This window comes from Rhodococcus sp. T7 (genome assembly GCF_009872365.1).
Taxonomy (GTDB): Bacteria; Actinomycetota; Actinomycetes; order Mycobacteriales; family Mycobacteriaceae; genus Rhodococcus_F.
On sequence record NZ_WXYH01000066.1, the window covers coordinates 55588 to 78025 of the forward strand.

The following is a 22438-nucleotide window of genomic DNA, read 5'->3' on the forward strand; positions in this document are numbered from 1 at the left end:
ACTACGCTGCTGACCGTGAGCTTGCCGAACCCCACCCCCAGTGCCCGCGCCGTCGTGACCGGCGCCTCGTCCGGAATCGGCGAGGCGCTGGCCGCCGACCTGGCCTCCCGGGGCCACTCGCTGATCCTCGTCGCGCGCCGCGGCGAGGTCATGGAGTCACTCGCCGGGACCCTGCGCGACAAGTACGGCGTCGACGTCGACGTGCGCGCGTGCGACCTGTCCGATCGGGACGCGCGGGCCGCGCTCGTCACCGAACTGGCGGGCCGTGAGGTCAGCGTCCTGTGCAACAACGCGGGCATCGCCACGTTCGGGCCCGTCGCCGGACTCGATCCCGCGTACGAGCGGGCGCAGGTGGAACTCAATGCCGTTGCGGTGCACGACCTCACCCTCGCGGTACTGCCCGGGATGATCGAACGCGGGTCCGGGGCGATCCTCATGGTCGGCTCGGCGGCGGGCAACATGCCCATCCCCCACAACGCCACCTACGCGGCCAGCAAGGCGTTCGTCAACACGTTCTCCGAATCGCTCCGCGGCGAACTGAAGGGAACGGGCGTGAACGTCACCCTGCTCGCCCCCGGCCCGGTGCGCACCGAGGAGCCCGATCCGGCGGATGCGTCGATCGTGGACAGGCTGGTGCCCGACTTCCTGTGGATCTCCAGCGAATACACCGCCAAGGTGTCGCTCGACGGCTTGGCCGACAACAAGATGCGCGTCGTGCCCGGCATCATCAGCAAGGCGATGTCCGTTGCCGGGCAGTACAGCCCGCGCGCGGTGGTCGCGCCGATCGTCGGGACGTTCTACAAGAAGCTGGGCAGTTAGTCACCGATTGCGACGTCGTCCCGTCCCGAAGATGCTGCGGGAGATCTCACGGCCTGCCGCCGACGCGGCCGAGCGGAGGAAACTCTTGACCGCGGAGTTCCCGAGGATCTGCTCGGCCATGTTCGGCCCCTCCCGCTGTGCGGGCGCCGGCGGCGGGAGGTCGGGCAGCGGGGGCAGGTCGAGGCCCGGTTCCGCGGCCGGCGCCCCGGCGACCATGGCCGTCAGTTTCTCGTACGCCGACTCCCGGTCGACGGTCTGCCCGTACTTCGCATACAGCGGGCTCGACGACGCCGCAGCCGTGATCGCGTCGTTGCCGATGGTGTCCATCAGTGAGCGGGGAGGCCGAATCCTGGTCCATGCCACCGGTGTCGGTGCGCCCCGTTCCGACAGGACCGTCACGATCGCCTCGCCGATGCCCAGTGACGTGAGGGCTTTCTCGAGGTCGTAGTTCTCGGTGGTCGGGTACGTCCGTACCGTTTTGGTCAGGGCCTTCTGGTCGTCCGGAGTGAATGCGCGCAGCGCGTGCTGGATTCGGGCACCGAGTTGCGACAGCACCGCGTTCGGGACGTCCGTCGGCAACTGCGTGCAGAAGAACACCCCCACGCCCTTGGAACGGATGAGCTTCACGGTCTGTTCCACCTGCTGCAGGAACGCCTTCGACGCGTCCGCAAACAGCAGGTGCGCCTCGTCGAAGATGAAGACGAGCTTGGGTTTGTCGAGATCGCCTTCCTCGGGCAGGGTCTGGAACAGATCCGCCAGCACCCACATCAGGAAGGTGGAGAACAGTGCGGGGCGCGCGGCCTGGGCGCCCAACTCGAACAACGTGATCACACCCGTACCGTCGATCACCCGGAGCAGATCCTCGGTCTCGAGTTCGGGTTCCCCGAAGAACGTGTCGCCGCCGTCGGCCTCGAGATTGACGAGGGCCCTGAGGATCACACCGGCCGTGGCCGGGGACACGCCGCCGATGCCTTTCAGATCGGCCTTGCCCTCGTCGCTGGTGAGGTGTGCAATGACCGAACGCAGATCCTTCAGGTCGAGCAGCGCGAGCCCCTGGACGTCGGCCCAGTGGAAGATCAGCCCCAGCGTGGACTCCTGAGTCTCGTTGAGCCCGAGCACCTTGGCGAGCAGGATCGGCCCGAACGCGGTGATGGTCGCGCGGACGGGGATGCCCAGGCCTTCCGTTCCCAGTGACAGGAATTCGACGGGGGATCCCGCGGGCCGCCACTGGTCGTCGCCCGTCTCGGCCGCCCGGGCCGTGATCTTGCCGCTGGCTTCCCCCGCCTGTGACAGACCCGACAGATCGCCCTTCACGTCGGCCATCACCACGGGAACCCCTGCAGCCGACAACTGCTCGGCAATGCCCTGCAGCGTCTTCGTCTTTCCCGTCCCGGTGGCGCCGGCGACGAGTCCGTGCCGGTTGATCGTCGCGAGGGGGATGCGCACGCGGGCCGCCGGATCCACGGCGCCGTCCAGAACCACGGTTCCCAGTTCCAGCGCCGCACCCTCCGAGGAGTACCCGGCCGCGATGTCCGCGGCGGCACCGGTCGGGGCGGCGACGCCTGCAGGAGTACGGTTCTCCGCCGCCTCCGCGTCCCGGGCCTCCTGCTCCGCCGCCTCCGCCGCTGTTGCTGCCTCCGCCGCGACCCTGGCCGCCTCGGCGGCTGCGGCCCTCGCGGCCGCCGCCCTTTCCGCCGGGGTCGAGGTCGCGTCGCCGTCCTGCGATTGCCGGGTCATCCAAGCCCTCCTCGGATCACACACATCGGGAGAAAGTGTCCACCGCAGACCTTATCCCGTCACACACGTGACTACTGTGTTCCTGGTGCAGGACAAACTTGTGTGGATCGATTGTGAAATGACCGGGCTCCGCCTCGGTACCGACAAGCTGATCGAGATCGCGGCTCTGGTCACGGACAGCGAGTTGAACGTACTCGGTGAGGGTGTCGACATCGTCATCCACGCCGACGACGACGCGCTCGCGGCGATGCCCGACGTGGTGACCAAGATGCATGAGAACTCGGGGCTGACCGACGAGGTCCGGAAGTCCACGGTCACCCTCGCCGAGGCCGAGCAGCAGGTGCTCGCCTACATCCGCGAGCACGTCCCCGTCGCGGGCACGGCGCCGCTCGCCGGCAACTCGATCGCCACCGACCGCGGATTCATCGCCCGCGACATGCCGGACCTCGACACCTACCTGCACTACCGGATGATCGACGTCAGCTCCATCAAGGAACTGTCCCGGCGCTGGTACCCGCGGATCTACTTCGGTCAGCCCGAAAAAGGTCTCGCCCACCGCGCCCTGGCCGACATCAAGGAGTCGATCCGGGAGTTGAAGTACTACCGGAAAACGGCGTTCGTCGCCGAGCCCGGACCGTCTACCAGCGACATCGCCGCAGTCGTCGAGGAACTCGGACCCGCCTGAGATACCGATTGGCGTTTTGCGCATCGAACGCGCTAATATCTTCCTCGCCGAAGTTACTGCCCCCGGGCGGTGACAGAAGCACAGTGGTGGGTGTAGTTCAGCTGGTAGAGCACCAGGTTGTGATCCTGGGTGTCGCGGGTTCGAGTCCCGTCACTCACCCCACACGGAAAGCCCCCGGCCTCGGCCGGGGGCTTTCCTCTTTGCAATTGGACTCTCGCCCGCCGTCAGGCGTTGGCGTTGCCCGCCTTCCAGACATCCCACGGGATGTTCCAGTCCCCGAGGCCGTCCGTGCCCGACAGGGTGCCGCCCAGCGTGTTCTTGACGACGACGATGTCGCCGCGCTTCGTGTTGTCGTACACCCACTTCGCGTTGGACGGGCTGAGGTTCAGGCAACCGTGGCTCGCGTTCGAGTAGCCCTGCTGCCCCACCGACCACGGCGCCGAGTGGAAGAAGATGCCGCTGTACGACATTCGTGTGGCCCAGTCGACGGGAGTCTTGTATCCCTGCGGGGAGTTGACGGGCACGCCGTACGTGGACGAGTCCATGACGAGGTTCGCGAACCGGTCGCCGATGATGTAGACGCCGTTGTCGGTGGGTGTGTCGTCCTTACCCATCGACGTGGGCATCGTCATGATGACTTCGCCGTTGCGCTCGAACGTGACCTGCTTGGTGTTGTCGTCCGCGGTCGCGACGAGGGCGTCGCCGATGGTGAAGGCGGTGTGGACGTCCTCCTGACCGAACAGGCCGTCACCGAGATCCCGGCCGTACACGGCGACCTTCACGTCCACGGCCGTGCCGGGCGCCCAGTAGCTCTGCGGACGCCACCGCACCTCACGGTTGTTCACCCAGTAGAACGCGCCCTCGACGGGCGGATTCGTCGTCACCGTGATCGCCGACTCCGCCGCCTTGCGGTCCGGGATGTTCTCGTCGAACTGGACGGCGATCGGCTGACCGATGCCCACCACGTCGCCGTCCGACGGCAGCACGTACGGCTTGGTGACGTTTCCGGGCGCGCTGGTGGTGAACTCGGACGTCGAGACGGTGCCGCCACCGAGCCCGTTCGCCTTCACCTCGAGCCGGTACTCCTTGTCGTAGCCCAGCGGCTCCGTGTTGACCCAGGACAACCCGTCGGGGGCGATGGCGCCGTCGACCGGCTCGCCCTCCGGGTTGAGCATGGTGACCTTCGCCAGCGTGCCGTCGGCCACCGTCACCGTCACCGGTTGTCCCGGCGAGAATCCCACCGCACCATCGACTGCCGAGGCCGTCAGCTTCGGCTTGATGAGTTCGGTGACCGGATTGGAATCGATCGGCGCCTCACCTTCCGACGTGACGCTGTCCGCACCGGAGACGGTGCACCCTGCGATCGACAATGCGAATACGAGTGATGCCGCCACTATCGTCGCCGTCTTCGAGACGGAACTCACCGATTGCGCACGCATGCGCCCGCCACGCCCCACACCCATGGATAACCCCACTTCACGTCCTCGCTCCGAATTCACGTTCAAGCCGGCACGTCCCTCGCCTTCGCAAGACGATTCGGCACGTCGAGACCGTGTGGTCTCCAATGATGCCAGCCGCCGGAGACCGGTTCCAACCAAGCGCCGGGCCGCTCAATAACGTTCGAATATCAATCGTGACCAGCGGCGCTCTTGTTACGCAGCACCCTGCGGATGGGGTCGTCACGGGGAGTCGCGACCAGGCGATTTGCATTCCCGAGAAGCGACCCGCTAATGTTCTGTCTCGCAAGAGCGAGCGCCTATAGCTCAGTTGGTAGAGCAAGTGACTCTTAATCACTGGGTCCGGGGTTCGAGTCCCTGTGGGCGCACTTGCACGAAGGCCCCCATCCTCTCACGAGGATGGGGGCCTTTCTCGTTGTCACCATCTCACCGGCCCGTGCGGGCGGTCAGACGACGAACGGGCCGCCGGAACGTGAAGTCACTGGGAACTTCACCTCCGACGGCCCGTTGTCACGGGGGGTCGTTCAGCGCAACGCTTTGCGGAGCACCAGGAGCCCTGCCACCGCACCCACGGCGATCAGTCCGTACTTCACCGCCGGCTCGTTCAGCTTCGCGATCAGCGTCCGCTTCGTGTTCTCCACGAGACGCTTCGGGTTGGTGCGGACCGTCAATTCGTCGAGAGTGCTTGCGAGCTGATTACGCGCGTTCTCGATCTCACGCTCGATGCTCTCGGTGTCCCTGGGCACGTGTCCTCCAACTTGTTCGACTTGTTCGATCAGCGAGAGCGACGCTACCGCGACGTTCCCACACTTGCGTCAACCGTAGACGAGAACTCCCGACCTGCGACTCCGTCTCCCCCAATCGCGCTTCGGCCCACTGTCGTCCCTGCCCGGTAGCCTGACTTCTCGTGACCGACAACAGCAGACTCGCCCCCGGCGACACCGCCCCCGCCTTCACGCTGCCCGACGCCGACGGCAACGACGTGTCGCTCGCCGACTTCCGCGGCCGCAAGGTCGTCGTGTACTTCTACCCGGCGGCGAGCACGCCGGGCTGCACCAAACAGGCGTGCGACTTCCGCGACAATCTCGCCGACCTCAACGGCGCAGGCCTGGACGTGATCGGCATCTCCCCCGACAAGCCGGCCAAGCTCGCCAAGTTCCGCGACAACGAGGAACTGACGTTCCCCCTTCTCTCCGACCCCGAGAAGACCACGCTCGAGGCGTGGGGCGCGTTCGGTGAGAAGAAGATGTACGGCAAGACGGTGCAGGGCGTCATTCGCTCCACGTTCCTCGTCGACGAGGACGGGAAGATCGAGGTGGCGCAGTACAACGTCCGGGCCACCGGTCACGTCGCGAAACTGCGGCGGGACCTGTCCGTCTGATCGGTGCGTCGGGCGGCTGTGTCTCGTCAGCCGCCCGATCAATCGTTCGCGCGCAATACGTCGCGACGAGTCTCCTCGTCCAGGTGAAACCTGACGCGTCACCGGGAGGGATCTTCGGAATCCGGACGAAAGACGGATAGCCTGGGGCGGTGGAGTCTTCAGTCAGCAAGCAAGCGCCGCGCCGTGTGGATCCGGCGTTGGAGCAGCAGTCGGACCCGCAGGAGCTCCTGCCGCGCAGACGTCCGACCCAGGAACGTAGCCGCCGCAAGTTCGACGCACTGCTCACGGCATCGCGGGAGTTGCTGGTGGACGTGGGATTCGAATCGTTCACCTGCGAGGAGGTCGCCGCCCGCGCGGACGTCCCGATCGGCACGCTCTACCAGTTCTTCGCGAACAAGTACGTGATCGTCTGCGAGCTCAACCGGCAGGACCTCGTCGGCGTGCAGCACGAGATCGCCCAGTTCAACGGTGAGGTCCCGTCCCTCGACTGGCTGCGGTTCCTCAATTCGTTCGTCGACCACATGGCGGGCCTGTGGACGTCGGATCCGTCGAGGCGCGAGGTGTGGCTGGCGATGCAGTCGACGCCCTCGACGCGCGCCACCGGCGCCATCCACGAGAAGGCGTTCGCGGAGCAGGTCTCGCGGATGCTCGCACCGCTCACCCCGCAGACGTCGCGGGAACGGCGCACGATGATGGCCGAGGTGCTCGTCCACGTCGTGTATTCGATGCTCAACTTCTCGGTGCAGGACAATCAGAGCCACGCGGACGCCGTCGCCGAACTGAAGCGGCTGATGGTGGCGTACCTGCTGGTCGCCGAGAAGGAATCGCGCACCACGTAGGCGCTACGCACTCGTGCGCCCTTCCGGTTGCCGGGGCTACCAGAAAGGCGCACGAGCGCCGGAGGCGCCTACACGGACTCGATGACGGCGAACGCGCCGGCCATGTCTCCGTCGTGGGTGAGCGAGATGTGGATCTTCACGTCGGTCAGATGCTTGGCGACGTCCCCGCGTAGGCGGATACTCGGTCGCCCCCACGCGTCCGTCACCACCTCGATCAGGTGGTGGATCATCTCGGGCAGCACCGGCGGGCTGGCGAAGAGAGACGTGGACCAGGCCTTGATCACTGCCTCCTTCGCAGCCCACCGGGCGGCGAAATGTCTAGCCGGATCGGAGCTCCGGGTCACGGCGTCCCGACGCTCGCCCGGTGTGAAGTTGTCGAGCATGGCCGTCCCTGGCCGGTCCAGCTGCTCGGCGAACTCCGACACCGTCACGAGATCGAAGCCGATCCCCAGAACTCCCATCCGTCGTTCCTACTTGCAGCCGGGCAGACCCGAGCTGTACACGTCGTCCGCTCCGAGGCGCGCGGCCTCGGTGAGCAGGACGTCAGCCTCGAGCTGACGGGACGCGGCGGCCGGGACGCTGTCGCCGCCGAAGCGACGATCCGCCGGACGCTCGTACAGGCTGCCGCCACCGACCATGGCCTTCGCCAGACGACGCTGACCCTCGACGGTGCGCTTGCGTGCCTGCTCGAGGTACGCCTCACGCCGGTCGGCCGGGACGGCCTCGACGAACGCCTGCGAGTGGACGACCGCGACCATGCCCGACACGTGCCCGAAGCCGAGGCTGGTCAGCAGACCGGCCTTCAGCGGGAACTGCTCGCCGAAGCGGAGCGCCTCCCGGGCCCACACGAGGTGTTCGAACTCGGCCATCTTCTCGTCGACGCAGTCGAGGCTGCGGTTCGGCGGCACGATGCCCTGGTCCAGCACCTGGCAGAGACCGATCAGCTGGAATGCTGCGGCACCACCCTTGGCGTGTCCGGTGAGGCTCTTCTGCGAGACCACGAACAGCGGTGCACCTTCGCTGCGGCCGAGTGCCCCGGCGAGGCGCTCGTGCAGCTCCGCCTCGTTGGGATCGTTGGCCGCGGTGGACGTGTCGTGCTTGGAGATCACCGAGATGTCATCGGCACTCACACCGAGCTTGCCGAGGGACTGGGCGAGCTGCGAATCCGCTCCCCCACGACCCGCGCCGAGCGCACCGATTCCGGGAGCCGGGATCGACGTGTGGACACCGTCCGCGAACGACCCGGCGTAGGCGACCACACCGAGGACGGGCAGGCCCATCTCGAGTGCCAGGTCACCGCGGGCCAGCAGGATGGTGCCACCACCCTGCGACTCGACGAACCCGCCGCGACGACGGTCGTTGGCTCGCGAGAATCGACGGTCGTCGATGCCCTTGGCCCGCATGTCGTCGGTCTTGGCCGTGGCGGACATGTCACCGAATCCGATGATGCCCTCCGCGCTGAGGTCGTCGAACCCGCCGGCGACCACGAGCTGAGCCTTGCCGAGCTTGATCTTGTCGACGCCCTCCTCGACGGACACCGCGGCCGTGGCGCACGCCGCAACCGGGTGGACCATGGCGCCGTAACCGCCGACGTAGGACTGGACCACGTGCGCCGCAATCACATTCGGCAGGGCTTCCTGCAGGATGTCGTTCGGCCGGTTCTCGCCGAGCAGCGTGTCGATGTACAGCGACCTCATGGAGGTCATGCCGCCCATGCCGGTGCCCTGGGTGTTGGCGACCAGCGAGGGGTGCACCCACCGCAGCAGTTCGCTGGGCGTGAACCCACCGGTGAGGAACGCGTCCACCGTGGCGACGATGTTCCACAGGCCCACCCGGTCGACGGAGTCGGCCATGTCGGCGGGGATGCCCCACTTGGTGACGTCGAAGCCGGTCGGGATCTGGCCACCCACGCTGCGCGTGAGCTTCATCTTGCGGGGGACGCGGATCTCGGTGCCCGCACGGCGGGTGACCTGCCAGTCACCGCTGTCCGGAACCGGGGCTGCGACCGTGTTCTCCGGGTCGGCCTCGACGAAGGCGAGTGCCTCCGCCTCGGTGCTGACCACGAAGCTCAGGTCCTTGTCGAGGAAGACCGACGTGAGCAACGGTGCGGTGTTCTCGATCATGGCGCCGTCGTCGACGTAGCGACGGATGCCGCAGTTCTCGACGACCGTGTCGTGGTAGCGGTCCGCGATCTCGGCCTCCGGAACCAGTTCCCCGGTCTCGGCGTCGTACCAGCCTGCGGACGGTGTGGTCTCCCACACGACGAGTCCGGTGTTCCAGGCGAGTTCGAGAACGCCTGCCGCCGAAAGCTCTTCGTCGACCTCCATCTCGAAGCGGGTACGCGAGGAACCGAACGGTCCGAGCTCACCGGCGCCGACGATGACGACGAGGTCCTCCGGAGCCGCAGTGACGCCGGACCAGGCCGGAGTCACCGACGCGGAGACCCGCGGCGGGGCGGGCAGGGCCGCGATGGTGTCGAGCGCGTCCGCGATCTCGTCGGCCTCGGCGGCGGCAGCCGCAGCGTCCTGAGCCTGCTTCGCCAGAGCGGGCAGATCCAGGTTCGCCTGGGCGAGCCCACCGGTCAGATCGGCCGCGAGCGGCTCGGTGGAGGCGAGGCGACGTGCCTCGGGCTCGCACCACTGCAGCAGTTCGGTGGCCATTTCCTGGGTGGACCAGGTACGGACTCCAGCGCCTTCGACAGCCTCGACCAGCGGGTCGTTGCCGCCCATCAGGCCGGTTCCGCGGACCCAGCCGATGAGAGCGTGCACCAGGGTGACGCGCTCGGCCCAGTTGCGCTCGGCCTTCCAGCGGCCGACCACTGCGTCCAGCGCGGCCTTGGCCTCGCCGTACGCACCGTCGCCACCGAACAGACCGCGGTTCGGGGAACCGGGCAGCACGACGTGCAGGTGGGTGTCGACGTCACGGTCGTAACCGATCTTCGACAGTCCGCCGATCAGGCGCTCGACCGACCACAGGAGGACACGCATCTCCATTTCGGCCCGGGCGCCGGCGTCGGCGAGGTCGCCTGCCACGCGGGGCGCGGCGAACGGGAACAGCAGCGTCGGGGTGACCGCTTCCTTGACCAGCTTCTTCGATCCGCCGGCCGTCTCGTACTGGGCTTCACCGATCCACTCGATGAGTGCGTCGATGTCCGTGTAGGACGCCATGTTCGCGGGGACCACCCACAGGGCGGCACCGGCGCGGGCAGTGCGGCGGTACAGGTCGCGGTAGAAGCCGAGACGCTTGTCGTCGAGACGCGAGGTGGTCACGAAGACCGTCGCGCCGCCTGCGAGGAGCTTCCCTGCGACCGAGGCCGCGATGGAGCCCTTGCTGGCGCCGGTGACGACGGCGACCTGGTCTGCCCATTCCGGGGTCTCGTCGGTGACGACGACTGCCGCCTCCGCGATGCGTCCGTACTTCTCGGCCAGAGCCGTGCGACCCTCGTCGGTTGCGCGGGCCTGCCACCATGCGGCCTGCGCCGCAACGGACTTGCCTGCACCGGCGAAGCCTTCGATCTCGAGGGACTCGGAGCCTGCCGCGTCGATCCACAGGCGAGCCAGGTCCTCACGGGCGCTGGCCCAGCGGTCGTCGAGGAGCACCGCGCGCTTGGCGTCGAACGCGGGAGCGACCAGTCGCGGCCAGTCGGAACCGAGTTCCGCCGACACGAGGTCGACGAGTTCGGTGTCGGTCGGCTGCGTTGCGGCCGCCGTGTCACCGGCGAAGCCGAGCTGCTCGAGCACGAGGCGGGCGGCCGAGGCCAGCACGCCGTCGCGGCCCGTGATGTGCTCGGTGAACTCACCCAGCGCCGCTGCGTCGACGGTGCCGCCGGCTCCGCCGCCCGAGGACGGGAGGGAGACGCTGATTCCGCGGCGCGAGGCGACTGCTGCCACTGCGCTGTCGATGACGGCGTCCACTGCGGCACCGTCGGCGAGACCGCCGCCGGCCAGACCGCCGAGGTCACCACCACGGATGCTGGAACCGTCGCGGGTTCCGAGCGCCACCTCGGCGGTGACGTGGTACGCCCAGCCGTCGCCGAGTTCCCAGACCTTCTTCACACGGTCCGCGATGGCCGCGGGACGACGACCCGAGGGGCCGAAGACCTTGCGGAGGTGGTCGTTGATCGAGTCGGACAGCACCGGGCCGAACGGCTTGTACGTGCGGGCCAGGGAGTCGACCGTGCCGGCGAGCGAGCCCATGTCGGCGTCTGCGGCACCGTCGATCGCGCCGAGCGAGAGCTCGGAGCCGAGGTCGACGAGCAGCTGGTTACGCCGCGAGGACACGCCGTCGCACAGCGCCTCGATCGTGTCGACGGGGCCGACCTGGTCGGGGCGGAGCTTCGTCCACAGGCTGATCAGAACCTTGGTGGCGTCGGCGGCCTTGAACGCGATGTCGTCGGGACGCGGTCCACCGGACGGTGCTGCTGCCGGGGCCGGAGCCGCGGCAGGTGCAGCCGATGCGGCGGGAGCGGCAGCTGCGGGTGCTGCCGGCTCGTCGTCCTCGACCGGCGCCGGATCGACGTCGGTGGAGTACACGATCGCGGCTTCACGCTCGATGTTGAGGACCTCGACCGGGTAGCCGAAGCGGCCCGGCAGCTTGAGGGTCTGCGACGCGAGGTTCGCGACGGTGGGGACGGAGCCCAGACCGATCTCGACGAACCGCTCGACACCCAGTCCACCCTCGGACTCGTCGCCGAACAGCAGGTCCTGCGTCTCGATCCAGCGCACCGGGCTGGCGAACTGCCAGGCCAGGAGCTCGGTGAGGACCACGCGGGTCAGCTGAACCGGCTTCTTCGCCCAGGAGTCGAAGTCCTTCAGCACCTTGTCGAGGGGCTTCGACGGCACCAGGTCGGCGATCTCCTGCACGAACTCCTTCTCCAGGGAGAACGGCTTCGGGACCAGGTTCGGGATGTAGCGCCCGATCAGGATGGCCGGGTCGATGTCCTGCGGAAGCAGTTCCTCGAGACGTCCGCGGAAGTCGTCGACGCCGCCACGCAGCACCGTCGAGTGGAACGGGACGTCGATGCCCGGGACCATGATGTACGCGCGCTTGCCGCCGAAGGCCTCACGGCGGATGTCGATCTGCGTCTCCAGCGCGTTGAGCCCGGCGACCGTGCCTGCGATGGCGTACTGCGAGCCACGCAGGTTCAGGTTCACGATCTGCAGGAACTCACCGGTCTCCTCGGCGACACCGGCGACGAACGCCTCGACGTCGTCGTCGGCCAGACCGATCTGCGACGGGCGGATAGCGGCCATCCGGTAGTCGGAGCGGCCGGCCTCGTCGCGGGGAACGAGTGCGTGCATCGCGGAGCCACGCTGGAAGACCACCTCGAGGACGGCTTCGAGCGGCAGCACACCGGCGACGGCGGCGAGAGCGTTGTACTCACCGACCGAGTGGCCTGCGAGCAGGGCACCCTCGACGAACGCACCGGACTCACGGAGTTCGGCGACCTGAGCCACACCGAGAGTCGCCATCGCGACCTGGGTGAACTGGGTCAGGTGCAGGACACCGTCCGGGTGCTTGTGCTCGACGCCACGGGCCTTGACGACCGTCGGGTTGTCGCGGACCACGGCGAGGATCGAGAAGCCGAGGGCCTTGCGGGTGTGCTTGTCGGCGCGGTCCCAGATCTCGCGGGCGGCCTTGGAGCGGGCGCGGGCGTCGAGGCCCATGCCGGGACGCTGGATGCCCTGTCCGGGGAACGCGTAGACGGTCTTCGGGGCGGCGGTGCGACCGGTGGCGACCATCACGAGGTCACCGTCGATGCGGCAGCCGACCTCGACGATCTCGGCACCACGGTCCGTGGCGATGCGGTCGACGCGGACGTCGATCTCGGCGCCGGGGCGGACCATGCCGAGGAAGCGCGCGGTCCACGCGGTCAGGCGGCGCGGCGGCGTCTTGGTCTCGGCCGGGTCCACGGCGGTGACGACCTGCTGGGCGGCGGCGGAGAGCCACATGCCGTGCACGATCGGGCTGCCGAGACCGGCGAGGAGTGCCGCGTTGTCGGAGGTGTGGATCGGGTTGTGGTCGCCCGACACCTGGGCGAAGGAGCCCATGTTGCGGGGAGCCACGATCTTGGTGTCGCGGCGACGACGACGCGGGGTGTCGACGGCAGCGTCACTGAGCGAGCCACCGGCGCGGGCCGGGTCGGTCAGTTCGCCCTTGCCGGTACGGCCGCGGATCGCGAAGCGCTCCGACAGGGTGACGACGGCAGGCGCGTCCAGGCCCTCGCCCAGCATGGCGCCGACCTCGACCTTGACCTCGACGACGCGGCCCAGGTCGGTGTCGAGAACCGAGGCGACCTCGGCCTTGACGACGAGAATGCTGGTCTCCGAGGGCAGTTCGCCGACGAAGTCGACGCCGTGGTCCAGGTGGACCAGGTCGAGCATGCCCTCGATGACGGAGAGCGAGTCTTCGGTCTTGGCGGCACCGAGCACGGCGAACACGGCCGGCCAGCAGGCGCCGACGACGACGTCCGGGACGGCCTTGCCGCTCACGCTCAGCGACGTGGGCAGACCCGAACCGGTGACACCGGCGTGGTCCGCGATCAGGTCGGGCGTCCACGCCAGGTTGAGCCGTGCGACACCGTTCTTGACGGCGGGCAGTTCCTGACCGGCCGCGACCGCGAGGAGAGCCGTCATGGACTTCTCGGCGTCGGCCTCGGTGACCACGGGGGCGCCACCGTCGACGACGGACGCGGGGACGGTGATGGTGATCTCGACGGACTTGCCTGCGACCAGCGGGACGGTCAGGAGAACCTGACGGTCCTCGATCACGGACAGCTCGGCACCGGTGGTCTCGTGGACCGCGCGGGTATCGGACTCGACCGACCACTTGTCGAGGTCACCGAGCCGGCGAACCGGGTTCAGGGTCAGGCGCGAGGCCCACTGGATGTCGGGAGCCGAGAGAACGGTGTCGAGGAGGCCGCGGGCGATGTCCGCATGACGACGTGCGGGAAGCGACTGCGGCTCGGCGCCGGCGGTGACCAGCTCGTCGTAGGTGGCCTTCTCGAAGCGGTCCAGCAGCTCACCGACGGGCTCGTCGGCGCGCGTGATGCCGGCGACGGCAACGGTGCCGGGGATGACGCAGACCTGGTCCGCGGTGTAGCGGGGATCGTGCGCCTGCCACAGCGAGTCGGAACGCCACCAGCGGCGGACGTCACCGTCGACGACGGGAACGAAGTTGACCGGCTTGCCGGGGGTCTTGCACAGCGAGACGAAGAACGAGACGTCCGCGGGGTGCAGAACCGTGGTCGCGTAGTCGGGGTACTGAGCCTGCAGGGCGCAGATGGCCGCCTCGGGACGCTCGAGGATTGCCTCGTCGGCGAACAGGGTGGGGATGGGTCCGCGGTCGACCGGGTGCAGACGCGACTCGGTGCGCTGCAGCATCTCACCGAAGCGCGCACGCCAGGTGATGTCGAGCCACGGGCTCTCGGTGGCCTCGGTGATGGCGTCCTGGAGGTCGGTGCCGCAGTCGAATGCCTTCGCCGCGTCGATGCCGACGGCCAGTTCGAGGTAGCGGCGCAGCCACTGCTCGTACGTCATCGTCGCGACGTCGCCGAAGAACGGCTTGGCCGTGATGTTCAGGGCCTCGATGATCTCGTCGCGACGCTCGGCGACGGCGTCGGCGTCGCCGGCGACCTCGTCGAGCAGGCGGCCGGTGCGGGACGCGGCGTTGTCGATCTCGTGGATGTCGGCGCCGAGCTGGCTACGGCCGGAGGCCATGCCGCCCTCGGCGGTGCCCGCACCGACCCACGCCGGGGTACCGGGGGTGTCGACGAGGAGCTGCTTGACCTCGGGAGACGTGGTCGCCTCGAGGGTGGCCATGGCGGCGGTGCCGACCAGGATGCCGTCCAGCGGCATCGCCGGGAAGCCGTGCGCGACGGACCAGCGGCCGGTCAGGTAGTCGGCAGCCTGCTCGGGCGTGCCGATGCCGCCACCGACGCACAGGACCAGGTTCGGCCGGGTACGCAGCTCGGCGTAGGTGTCGAGGAGCAGGTCGTCCAGGTCTTCCCAGGAGTGGTGGCCACCGGCGCGGCCGCCCTCGATGTGGGCGATGACGGGGAACGAGGGAACCTCGTTGGCGATGCGGATGACGGAGCGGATCTGCGCGACCGTGCCCGGCTTGAACGCGACGTAGCTGAATCCGCCCTCGACGAGGTCCTCGATGATCGAGACGGCGTCCTCGAGCTCGGGGATGCCTGCGGTGACGACGACGCCGTCGAACGGAGCACCCGCGGCGCGGGCCTTCGGGACGAGGCGCTTGCCACCGACGTGGAGCTTCCACAGGTAGGGGTCGAGGAACATCGAGTTGAACTGCACGGCGCGGCCCGGCTCGAGCAGCCCGGTGAGCTTCTCGACGTTGTCGGCGAAGATCTGCTCGGTGACCTGGCCACCGCCGGCGAGCTCGGCCCAGTGGCCTGCGTTGGCGGCTGCGGCGACGATCTTCGGGTCGACCGTGGTCGGGGTCATGCCCGCGAGCAGGATCGGCGAACGACCGGTCAGCTTCGTGAAGGCGGTCTCGACGCCGATGCGTCCGCCCGGCAGCGACACCGGCTTCGGGAGGAACTCGGTCCAGGCGGCGGGAACCTCGGGGGTTGCGCCCGGGGTGAGCAGGTTGCGGTGACCGCCACGGGTCGCGGCGGCGACGATTCCGACGCCCTGGCCGCGGACACTGGCCGACGTCATGCGGGTGAGGAGGTCACCGGGTCCGAGGTCGAGAATCCATGCGGCACCGGCTTCGATGGTGCCGTCGACGGCCTCGACCCAGTCGACGGGGTCGACGAGGCAGGCGCTCGTGAGGGCGCGGGCCTTCTCCTCGTCGAGACCGCAACGCACGGCCCACTGGCCGACGATGTCGATCGTCTCCGCGAGTGCGGGGTGATGGAAGCCGATCTCGACCGCGAGGGGCTCGAAGACGGGCGCGAAGATGGAGCCGCCACGCTTCTTGGCGTCGCGCTCACGGGCCTCGTCGGCCTCGATCTGCTCGCACCGCTGCTGGACGCGTGCCAGCTGGGCGGGCGGGCCGGACAGGACGACGCGGCGACGGGCGTTGCGGATGCCGAGGACCGCTGCACGCTCGGGCTCGAGGCCCTCGGCGAGCTCCTCGACGATCTGACGGAGGCGTTCCGGATCGACGTTGGAGACAGCCAGCATCGGGGTGGAGTCGGCGGCGGAGATCACTCCGCGACGACGGCCGACCAGACCGGCGGCAGCACCGATGAGCTGAGCGAGGGCGAGGAGTTCGCCGTCCTTCTGACCGGAGGAGGCGACGGCCTCCGCGGCGAGGAGTCCCTGGGAGTGGCCGATCACCGAGACGGGAGCCGTAACCGCGGGATCGAGGCCCTGAGCTGCCAGCGCACGCAGCGCTGCGATCTGGGTGAGGAAGACGCCGGGGAGGGACACCGCCGCCGAGGTGAGCGCTGCCGCGGAAGGGCCGGACGCCTGGGCGTCGTCCTCTTCGTCGGCGAGTTCCTGCTCGAGGATCCATGCGATGGGGTCGAATCCGACCGGGCGCACGACGAGCAGCTCCTGCGCCACGGGGGCGAGGTAGTCGGCCGCGTCGTTGACGAGGGTGGTGAGTGCCGGCTCGAGTCCGTTGTCGCGGCTCAGTTCCTCGAGCGAGCTCAGCCAGGGTGCGCCCTGACCACCGAAGGCGAGCGCGTACGCCTCACCTCCGAGCAGACGATCCACCAGGGTGCCCTTGCTCGACGACCGAGTGTCGTCCCGGTCTACGCCGATGCGCCGCGAACCCTTCGAGTTGCTTCCGTTTCCTGCGGGTGTCGTGTCGTCAATCGTCACGCGTATGTCCTCTCCTGTTCCCCTCTGGGGGGAGGTGGGGATTGCTGTCTGCTGCCCTCGGCATCGTGTGCCTGCTGTATCGGCTCTGATCAGCTCTTCCGGGCTGCTCAAGGTTGACACAGAATCATGAGGATTTCCTCACGTTCACGAGCCGCCGGGGTGTCACAGCCGTGCATCGGAGAAATATTGCGTGATGTCCCTCACAGGCCTACCGCGAAGTGACCGACGGGTAGATCACGTCTCCGCTGCACGTAGCGGTGCAAGGACGTCCAAGAACCTGAGGAAAACCTCACATTAATCGTTATCAATTCGTTACCACCTTGACGAAGTCCCAGGTTCATGCACGTATGCGCCCTCGAAACCGGCCCCGGAGCACGACGAAAGCGAACCTGTCGGACCCTCGCACTAATGTTCGATTCCAGGAACAGCCGACAGCCATTCTCCGGGGGGAAGAAATGAGCACAGCCCACGTCCGCGCCCTACTCGATCACATCGACGCCGAACTGCCGCGAGAGTCGTGGCCGCACTGGACGGAGGGCTGGCCGCAGGAGATCGAAGCCGCTCTGCTCGACGCGGCCTTCTCCGCCCGCGCGACGTACGGCACGCCCACCACCGGTGTCCGCGCCGTCATCACCCGCTGGCGCGATCACCGCGCCGCACCACTCGACGACCTCACCGCACTCGCCGCGCACGCCGACGAACCCGAGGGCCTCCTGGCGGTCCTGAACAACCGACAGCGGGTACCGGGGAACTACACCACCAAGGCCGAGGCCGTCGCCACGGCGGCACGCTCGCTCACCGAACTGGGCTGCATCACCTCCGCGGATCTCCGCGACGACGACGCGCAACGGAGCGCCATCGTCGCCGTGCCCGGGTTCGGAGCGGCCACCTGGGAATGCTTCGCCATGCAACTCGGCGTGCCCACAGCCGCTTCCCGCGCAGTGGTGTGCGACTTCATCGCCGAGGCCCTCGCCCTCGAATCACCCGCAACCGAAACACAGGCGGATGACCTCGTCGCCGCAGCGGCAGTGCGCCTCGAGGTCACCGGCACGACCTTCACCCACGCCGTCTGGCGGTACCAGCGCCGGCAGCAACGCGCGGCAGGTGCGAGGTGAAGTACACGCGGGAAGTCCTCGAACAGGCGGTGGCGGAATCGACGAGCTACGCCGGCGTCATGCGCTACCTCGGACTTCGGCCTGCAGGTGGCACGCACGCGCATCTGAGTCGGCAGATCAAGAAGTTCGGGATCGACACATCTCACTTCACCGGCAGCGCTCACACAAAAGGAAAACCTGCACGTAATCGGATGACCTGGCAGGAAATTCTGATCCGCAGACCACCGGGTAGCGCGCGTGTACAACCACATCTGTTGCGCCGCGCGCTGATCGAAGCAGGTGTTGCGTACCAGTGCGCACTGTGTGGCCTGAATGCCGAATGGTGTGGGCTCCCGCTCACTCTCCACGTCGACCACATTCGCGGAGATCCCCTCGACTCACGTTTGCACGAAGTGCGCTTCCTGTGCCCCAACTGTCATACCCAGACCGCAACGTGGGCCGGGCGCAATCGCACGTATGGCACCGAGGAATCGACCGGCTGAGCACACCGGTTCCGGTCGTGGCGTAGTCTGTCCTTCGCGCGCGAGTGGCGGAAGGGCAGACGCGTCAGGCTTAGAACCTGATGTCCAATGGACGTGGGGGTTCGAATCCCCCCTCGCGCACTTATCGGCTTCGGCCGAGTCGGTGGCCGTGTGCCCCGGCCGGCTCGCCCGTCGCAGGCGAGCCTGTGACCGCCGCCATAGCGGCAACCTCTCCTAGCAGCGCATTCGGCGATTCAGGTACCGTCGTTACGTGTCCGGTAACCGTAAGCAACGCCGCCCCGCGCTGATCCTGTTGGTGGTCGTCGGGGCTGTCGGGTGCCTCGCACTCGGCTGGTGGCAGTGGCAACGGTTCGAGGCGGTAGGCGGAACCGGCCAGAATCTCGGGTACGCGTTCCAGTGGCCGCTGTTCGCAGCGTTCCTGGTCTACGCCTATCGGCGGTTCGTGCAGCTCGAGGAAGCCGAGCCGGCAGACACCGCCGATGTCCCGGACGCGCCCGCCGAACTGCGGGAAATTCCTGCGGACGTCCTGCCCCCGCGCCCCGCGGCGGTCGAGGACGGCGATCCGGACGACCTCGAGAGCCTGCAGATTTCGCAGTACAACCAGTACCTCGCCGAGCTGTCCGCTCGCGAGACCGATAGGAGCACCACGTGAGCACGGGCCAAGACGAGACGACTGCCGGTTCGGTCGCAGATACCGCGAAGCAGAAGAAAGTTGCTCCCGCGCTGCTGCGCTACCGAGTTCTCGCCTACGCCACCGGTGTGTGGCTGCTGGTCCTCACCGCGGAGGTAGTCGCCAAATACATCTTCAAGGTCGACAACCTCCCGACGTGGATCGCGGTGGTTCACGGCTGGGTGTACTTCGTCTACCTGCTGGTGACGCTCGACCTGGCGGTCAAGGTGCGCTGGCCCGCGGGCCGGACGGTCGGAACACTCCTCGCGGGCACCATCCCGTTCCTGTCGTTCTACGTGGAGCACCAGCGGACCAAGCAGGTCCGCCGCGACTTCGAACTCTGATCGAACCGCTCGCCTCCGTCACATGACGACCGGCTGACCGGTGATCATCGCGATCACGTAGGTCAGCCGGCCGAGCGGTGGCGAGTGTCAGCGCCTAGTGAGCGCCGCCAGGGCGGGGACGAGTTGGACGAGCGCCCGCCCTCGATGCGAGGAGGCGTCCTTCTCCTCGGGTGAGAGCTGGGCGGCCGATCGGGTGTCCCCTTCTGGCACGAACACCGGGTCGTAGCCGAATCCGCCGTCGCCGACGGGTTCACCGGCGACGCTGCCCCGCCATTCGCCCCGGACCACCGTTTCCGCGCCGCCCGGAACCACGAGGGCGCACGCCGAGACGAACGCCGCTCCCCTGCGATCTTCGGGCACGTCGGCGAGCTGAGCCAGGACCAATGCCGTGTTCGCGGGATCGTTCCCGTGGGTGCCCGACCACCGGGCGGACAGGATTCCGGGCATACCGTTCAGTGCGTCCACCTCTATTCCGGAATCGTCTGCGACACAGGGCAATCCGGTGGCAGCGGCGCCGTCGCGCGCTTTCGCGAGAGCGTTCTCCTCGAACGTCGCACCGGTTTCGGGGGCCTCGGGATATTCGGGCACGGCGTCGAGCCCGACCAGTTCGATTCCGTCGACGCCGGCCGCCGCGAGTACGCGATGCAGTTCCCGGAGTTTTTTCGCGTTGCGGCTGGCCACCAGCACCCGTGTGGTTTCCGGCACCGGTCTAGCTCCCGAACTTCTTCTTCGACGTCTCAGGGACCTTCGGCTCGGGAAGCTCACCGGGATAGGGCAGTTCGAGTGCCGCCTTCTGGATCTCGAACAGCTGCTCGCAGCCTGCGAGCGCGGAATCCAGCAGCTTGTCGAGCGTGCTCCGTGGGAAGGTCGCGCCTTCGCCGGTGCCCTGGATCTCGACGAGGGTGCCGGTGTCGGTGGCCACCACGTTCATGTCGACCTCCGCGCGCGAGTCCTCCTCGTACGGCAGGTCGAGGCGCACACGGCCGTCGACGACGCCCACACTCACCGCGGCGATGCCGCAGGAGATGGGCTGGGGGTCGGCGAGGCGGCCCGCGGCACGGAGGTAGGTCACCGCGTCGACGAGCGCCACGTAGGCGCCGGTGATGGCGGCGGTGCGGGTTCCGCCGTCGGCCTGCAGGACGTCGCAGTCGAGGGCAATGGTGTTCTCACCGATGGCGGCCAGATCGATGCAGGCGCGGAGGGAGCGTCCGACGAGCCGGCTGATCTCCTGGGTACGTCCCCCGACCTTGCCCTTGACGGACTCTCGGCCGCTGCGGGTGTGGGTGGCGGCGGGCAGCATGGCGTATTCGGCGGTCAGCCAGCCGAGCCCGGAGCCCTGACGCCAGCGGGGAACGCCGTCCTCGACGCTGGCGGTGCACATCACCCGGGTGTTTCCGAATTCCACCAGCACCGATCCCGCGGGATGAGTGGTGAAGCCTCGGGTGATCTTGACCTCGCGGAGTTCGTCGTCCGCCCTGCCGTCTTCTCGTGTGGTCACAGCGGAGAGCCTAGTCGTCCCCGGGTGGGGCGCGGACACGGCGTCAGACGGTGTAGACGCCGCCGGCGGACACTGCGTGCACGGGACCGGAGAATTCGGCCTTGGCCTCGGCGATGACGTCCTCGCGGGACGTCCACGGCGGGATGTGGGTGAGCAGCAGTTCGGCGACACCGGCACGGTGTGCGACCTGGCCGGCTTCGGTGCCCGAGAGGTGGATCCCTTCGGGACGGTCCGAACTGTGCGTCCACGACGCCTCGGCAAGCAGCACGTCGGCGTCGCGGGCGAGTTCGATCACTTCTTCGCACATGCCGGTGTCGCCGGTGTAGACGAGGGTCCGTCCGGCGCCGTTGGTCAGGCGGAACCCGTAGGCCTCGGGCGGGTGGTTGACCCGCCGCGCCGTGATGGTGAGATCGCCGACCGTGACCTGTTCACCGTCGGCCCAGTGGTGCAGATCGATCGTGTCGGAGATGTCGTCGATGTCGCCGCCACACTCGGCGGACGCGACGCCGATCCGGCGGGCGGTGTCGGACGGGCCGTAGACGAGGGCGCGCCCGGTCGGCGGATTCGGATGGTAGCGACGCCAGACGAGCAGTCCGGGGAGGTCCAGGCAGTGGTCCGCGTGCAGGTGGCTGAGGAGGACGGACACCTCGCCGGGATCGGCGAACCGTTGGAGCGCACCGAGGACACCGGGTCCGAAGTCGAGTACGAGCGGCGGTGTGTCCGGCGCGGTCAACAGATAACCCGATGCAGGTGAGTCTGGTCCGGAGACGCTCCCTGAACATCCCAGGACGGTAATGCGCATACCCGCCATGCTGCCACGACGACCCGTTTCGGAAAAAGCTTCCGACGGAATTGGCGCGTCGACCTCACAACCGATGGGGAAATGTGACCTGATCGCACCCGCCGGACGATTGGGACGAACCGGCATACCCACTCATCCGAACGATTGCGGCCCTACCGCTTTCCGGGCCCGCTGCTTCCTGGCGTCGGCGGAGAGCAGCCACGCGGCGAGGACACCGCCGACGGCGCCGAACAGGTGGCCCTGCCAGGACACCCCGGGCGCGCTCGGCAGCACACCCCACAGCAGACTGCCGTACACGACGAACACCACCACGCCGACGAGGATCTGGCCGAGGTTACGGGCGAAGACTCCGCGGACCAGCAGGTAGGCGAGCCAGCCGAAGATCAGGACGGAGGCGCCGATGTGGTTGGAATAGGATCCGCCGGTCAACCAGGTGCCCAGACCTCCGACCACCCAGACGATCCCGGTGGCGGCGAGGCCGCGGGCGATGCCCGACAACAGCACGAGGAAGCCGAGGACCAGCAGTGGGACGGTGTTCGCGAACAGGTGCGCCCAGTCGTCGTGGAGGACCGGGGCGAACAGAATTCCCCACAGCCCGTCGATCGTGCGCGGCTGGACGCCGTTGTCTTCGAGTCGCTCGTCGGACGCCACGTCGGCGATCTCGATGACGTACAGCAGCATCGTGAACGTGCCGACGAGGATCGCGGACTGCAGCCACAGCGGCTTCGACTTGCGCGCGGGTGCCGGCGACGTACCCCTCGGCACCGGCGAGCCGAATCGCGAGGAGTCGAACGGCGACGTCATGATCCGCACAC

17 protein-coding genes and 3 tRNA genes are annotated in these 22438 nt (G+C 68.2%); 11 read left to right on the forward strand and 9 right to left on the reverse strand.

What is annotated here, in order from left to right; translation table 11 throughout:
- Window positions 1-15 precede the first annotated feature (15 nt).
- Window positions 16-819, forward strand: coding sequence for a mycolate reductase (gene cmrA, locus MLGJGCBP_RS09195; RefSeq protein ID WP_160094975.1), 804 nt, complete (start codon window positions 16-18; stop codon window positions 817-819).
- On the opposite strand, the gene MLGJGCBP_RS09200 is transcribed toward cmrA, so the two are convergent.
- On the reverse strand, window positions 820-2556 hold the full coding sequence (locus MLGJGCBP_RS09200; protein ID WP_160094977.1) for a helicase HerA-like domain-containing protein: 1737 nt from the start codon (window positions 2554-2556) through the stop codon (window positions 820-822). It abuts the gene before it with no gap.
- Between the two features lie 85 nt (window positions 2557-2641).
- On the opposite strand from MLGJGCBP_RS09200, the gene orn reads away from it, so the two are divergent.
- Window positions 2642-3241, forward strand: a complete 600-nt coding sequence (gene orn, locus MLGJGCBP_RS09205; RefSeq protein ID WP_005261989.1) for an oligoribonuclease — start codon at window positions 2642-2644, stop codon at window positions 3239-3241.
- A gap of 86 nt (window positions 3242-3327) precedes the next feature.
- Window positions 3328-3403, forward strand: a tRNA-His gene (locus tag MLGJGCBP_RS09210).
- Window positions 3404-3465: 62 nt separating this feature from the next.
- On the opposite strand, the gene MLGJGCBP_RS09215 is transcribed toward MLGJGCBP_RS09210, so the two are convergent.
- Window positions 3466-4704 (reverse strand): L,D-transpeptidase, encoded by a 1239-nt coding sequence (locus MLGJGCBP_RS09215; protein WP_160094979.1) that lies wholly within the window; start codon window positions 4702-4704, stop codon window positions 3466-3468.
- 289 nt (window positions 4705-4993) lie between these two features.
- On the opposite strand from MLGJGCBP_RS09215, the gene MLGJGCBP_RS09220 reads away from it, so the two are divergent.
- A tRNA-Lys gene (locus MLGJGCBP_RS09220) sits at window positions 4994-5066 on the forward strand.
- Window positions 5067-5222: 156 nt separating this feature from the next.
- On the opposite strand, the gene MLGJGCBP_RS09225 is transcribed toward MLGJGCBP_RS09220, so the two are convergent.
- Window positions 5223-5444 (reverse strand): DUF3618 domain-containing protein, encoded by a 222-nt coding sequence (locus MLGJGCBP_RS09225; RefSeq protein ID WP_037236402.1) that lies wholly within the window; start codon window positions 5442-5444, stop codon window positions 5223-5225.
- Window positions 5445-5605: 161 nt separating this feature from the next.
- Between MLGJGCBP_RS09225 and bcp the strand changes: the two genes are divergently transcribed.
- Window positions 5606-6079: a thioredoxin-dependent thiol peroxidase gene (gene bcp, locus MLGJGCBP_RS09230; protein ID WP_095864958.1), complete on the forward strand. Its 474-nt coding sequence runs from the start codon at window positions 5606-5608 to the stop codon at window positions 6077-6079.
- A gap of 149 nt (window positions 6080-6228) precedes the next feature.
- Entirely contained in the window at window positions 6229-6918 is a 690-nt protein-coding gene (locus tag MLGJGCBP_RS09235; protein ID WP_087561043.1) for a TetR family transcriptional regulator, read from the forward strand.
- Window positions 6919-6986: 68 nt separating this feature from the next.
- On the opposite strand, the gene acpS is transcribed toward MLGJGCBP_RS09235, so the two are convergent.
- Window positions 6987-7379, reverse strand: coding sequence for a holo-ACP synthase AcpS (gene acpS, locus MLGJGCBP_RS09240; protein ID WP_009474123.1), 393 nt, complete (start codon window positions 7377-7379; stop codon window positions 6987-6989).
- 9 nt (window positions 7380-7388) lie between these two features.
- Window positions 7389-16712 (reverse strand): type I polyketide synthase, encoded by a 9324-nt coding sequence (locus MLGJGCBP_RS09245; protein ID WP_160094981.1) that lies wholly within the window; start codon window positions 16710-16712, stop codon window positions 7389-7391.
- A gap of 455 nt (window positions 16713-17167) precedes the next feature.
- Here MLGJGCBP_RS09245 and MLGJGCBP_RS09250 point away from each other — a divergent pair, with 455 nt between their 5' ends.
- The 5 genes from MLGJGCBP_RS09250 to MLGJGCBP_RS09270 all read left to right on the forward strand — a co-directional run bounded on the left by MLGJGCBP_RS09250 (window position 17168) and on the right by MLGJGCBP_RS09270 (window position 19323).
- On the forward strand, window positions 17168-17827 hold the full coding sequence (locus tag MLGJGCBP_RS09250; protein WP_160094983.1) for a hypothetical protein: 660 nt from the start codon (window positions 17168-17170) through the stop codon (window positions 17825-17827).
- Window positions 17824-18309: an HNH endonuclease signature motif containing protein gene (locus MLGJGCBP_RS09255; protein ID WP_124390076.1), complete on the forward strand. Its 486-nt coding sequence runs from the start codon at window positions 17824-17826 to the stop codon at window positions 18307-18309. The genes MLGJGCBP_RS09250 and MLGJGCBP_RS09255 overlap by 4 nt, the downstream gene beginning before the upstream one ends.
- 38 nt (window positions 18310-18347) lie before the next feature.
- Window positions 18348-18429: transfer RNA gene (locus tag MLGJGCBP_RS09260), tRNA-Leu, on the forward strand.
- A gap of 130 nt (window positions 18430-18559) precedes the next feature.
- On the forward strand, window positions 18560-18961 hold the full coding sequence (locus MLGJGCBP_RS09265; RefSeq protein ID WP_160094985.1) for a transcriptional regulator: 402 nt from the start codon (window positions 18560-18562) through the stop codon (window positions 18959-18961).
- The gene (locus MLGJGCBP_RS09270; protein ID WP_160094987.1) at window positions 18958-19323 is read left to right on the forward strand and encodes a DUF3817 domain-containing protein; all 366 of its coding nucleotides are present in this window, start codon (window positions 18958-18960) and stop codon (window positions 19321-19323) included. Before MLGJGCBP_RS09265 ends, MLGJGCBP_RS09270 begins: the two co-directional genes overlap by 4 nt.
- Before the next feature lie 87 nt (window positions 19324-19410).
- On the opposite strand, the gene rdgB is transcribed toward MLGJGCBP_RS09270, so the two are convergent.
- The 4 genes from rdgB to MLGJGCBP_RS09290 form a co-directional block, all read right to left on the reverse strand.
- Window positions 19411-20028, reverse strand: coding sequence for an RdgB/HAM1 family non-canonical purine NTP pyrophosphatase (rdgB, locus tag MLGJGCBP_RS09275; protein WP_160094989.1), 618 nt, complete (start codon window positions 20026-20028; stop codon window positions 19411-19413).
- Window positions 20029-20032: 4 nt separating this feature from the next.
- The gene (gene rph / locus MLGJGCBP_RS09280) at window positions 20033-20821 is read right to left on the reverse strand and encodes a ribonuclease PH (RefSeq protein ID WP_072947017.1); all 789 of its coding nucleotides are present in this window, start codon (window positions 20819-20821) and stop codon (window positions 20033-20035) included.
- A gap of 43 nt (window positions 20822-20864) precedes the next feature.
- Entirely contained in the window at window positions 20865-21623 is a 759-nt protein-coding gene (locus tag MLGJGCBP_RS09285) for a cyclic nucleotide-degrading phosphodiesterase (protein WP_201453004.1), read from the reverse strand.
- A 132-nt stretch (window positions 21624-21755) separates the two neighbouring features.
- On the reverse strand, window positions 21756-22427 hold the full coding sequence (locus MLGJGCBP_RS09290; protein ID WP_160094993.1) for a rhomboid family intramembrane serine protease: 672 nt from the start codon (window positions 22425-22427) through the stop codon (window positions 21756-21758).
- Window positions 22428-22438: the final 11 nt, after the last annotated feature.